This window comes from Peribacillus sp. NPDC056705 (genome assembly GCF_043656335.1).
Genome location: NZ_JBHTYI010000159.1, coordinates 1 through 1,572, shown reverse-complemented (window position 1 = coordinate 1,572; position 1,572 = coordinate 1). Strand labels below are relative to the sequence as shown.

The following is a 1,572-nucleotide window of genomic DNA, read 5'->3' as shown; positions in this document are numbered from 1 at the left end:
AAGGATCATCGATATCTTTCCCTTGTGTCTGATCACCGGTTCTCGTTATACTCATCGCTTACTGTGCTGTTAGGCGTCTCTTTGTCCATGGCCGGCTCGTATTTTGGATTATCTGCTCTCTTGTATATGGATTCTATTGCAGCCATATTGGTCGCTTGTCTCGTTATCCGAAAAGGATACAAACTGATCGTTCAATCTGTATATGGTACGTTGGTCGAGGAAAAGCGGCACGAGCATGAACCTGAATTCATGGATACTATTCAGCGAGTGCATGGCGTTATTACTGTTGAAGAGCTGAAAGTCCAGGAGTTCGGTCAAATGCACCAGGTTCATATCGGAGTAAAGGTAACGGTAAATCCGAGAACAACGGTTCTGGAGGCTCAGGAAATTGCAGAACGCATCCGTAAGCTGTTGACGCATCGCTTCCTTCTGGTTTCGGATGCGAGTATTACGGTCGTCCCGTACGAACCGGGTTATCCATACAAATCGAATGTGGATTTAATGGATAACGATTTGCCGACTCTGCGGCAGTAAAGAGCTTGATTCGACAGCAGGAAAGAGAAGAGGCAAGATAAAGGAAGGTGAGTCCTTGTGCTGTACTCCAAATACGAATGGCGGATTAAGCCACCACAGCCAGCCACCATAGATATGCTGGCTAGTGAACTTCAGTTGTCGCCTTTAGCGGCAACGCTCATGTCTTCACGAGGAATTGATTCCGTGGAGGATGGACATAAGTTTTTGCACGGTGCATTCGAATTGACGCATGATCCTTATCTCATGTTGGGCATGAGGGAAGCAGTGCCTCGTATACGCAAAGCGATAGAGGAGCAGGAGCATATACTAATCTATGGAGATTATGATGCAGACGGCGTATCCAGCACGTCGCTTATGATCTGCCTGATGCGATATTTGGGCGCTTCTTATGATATTTATATACCGCATCGTTCAAATGAGGGTTATGGGCTTCTTAATCATGCGCTTGACTGGGCGCATCAGCAAGGGGTAAGCCTGGTTATTACCGTAGATACAGGCATCAGTGCGGTGGGACAAATTGATTACGCGAACCAACTGGGGATCGACGTGATCGTTACGGATCATCATGAAGCACCGGAAATATTACCGAACGCCTATGCTTTAATTAATCCGAAGATTCCCGCATGTCCATATCCGTTCAAGGGCCTGGCAGGGGTAGGCGTAGCTTACAAACTTGCACAGGCGCTCGTGGGTCAGCCTCCTGTGGAATGGCTGGAGATCGTGGCTATTGGGACGATCGCAGACTTGATGCCACTTGTCGATGAGAATCGGGTACTGGTCAAACACGGAATTGAATCGATGCGTAATACCCGCAGTCCAGGAATTCGCAGCTTGCTTGAGGTATCAGGGGTTCATGTAGAGCAAGTTACTTCGGTGAATGTAGCCTTCTCGATGGCTCCTCGCATTAACGCTAGTGGGCGGATGGATCATGCTGGTCGTGCGGTAACCCTCCTTACGACGCAGGAACGTGAGGAAGCAGAGCGTCTTGCCTGGGAACTGGACGGACTAAATAAAGAGCGCCAGCAAGTGGTTGAGAAC

2 protein-coding genes are annotated in these 1,572 nt (G+C 48.7%); both read left to right on the top strand.

The features are described 5' to 3' along the window. The coding region (locus ACFRAK_RS28485) for a cation diffusion facilitator family transporter (protein ID WP_394573113.1) at positions 1 to 534 on the top strand (534 nt) is incomplete at its 5' end. A 57-nt stretch (positions 535 to 591) separates the two neighbouring features. Beyond that, a partial coding sequence (locus tag ACFRAK_RS28480) for a single-stranded-DNA-specific exonuclease RecJ (RefSeq protein ID WP_394573112.1) occupies positions 592 to 1,572 on the top strand: 981 nt, incomplete at its 3' end.